The organism is Halorubrum sp. SP3 (assembly GCF_005435195.1).
GTDB lineage: Archaea > Halobacteriota > Halobacteria > Halobacteriales > Haloferacaceae > Halorubrum > Halorubrum sodomense.
On record NZ_SGTU01000397.1, the window covers coordinates 1 to 433 of the forward strand.

Below are 433 nucleotides of genomic sequence, written 5' to 3' on the forward strand. Positions count from 1 at the left end.
ATATCAATGTAGTCGAACAGCAGAAGCGCGTCCGCATGCCGCTCCTCGTTCAACAAGTACCGAGTCCCGTACTCCAGCACCTCGAGTGGCGGTGTCTCATCGATATACTCGTCCTCACGGAGAGTGTGCACGAAGGAATCAATTCGTGACTCCATCTGCCCCTCACGTTGTCGCTCGATCCGAGCACGCTCCTCCGGCGTCTCCGGCATCCGCCATTTGTGCTCACGATCACTGCGATCGTATTCCTTGATGAACGCATCCTCCAGAATATCGCCGAGTGAGGTCTCCGGCAGGGACGCCAAGTTATCCGCCAGGTGTTCCTGGATCTCGGTGTAGGTCGCAGCCTCCTCTTCCTCGAGGAACTGCTCGATCTCACGCCGGGCAATCAAGTCCTCACTGTAGTAGTTCAGCGTCGGGTCGATCTCGGTCGTCG

The 433-nt window shown here is 57.5% G+C and carries 1 protein-coding gene; it reads right to left on the reverse strand.

The features are described from left to right. Nucleotides 1-433: hypothetical protein (locus EXE42_RS19000; protein WP_158293782.1), on the reverse strand; the 433-nt coding region annotated here is incomplete at both ends.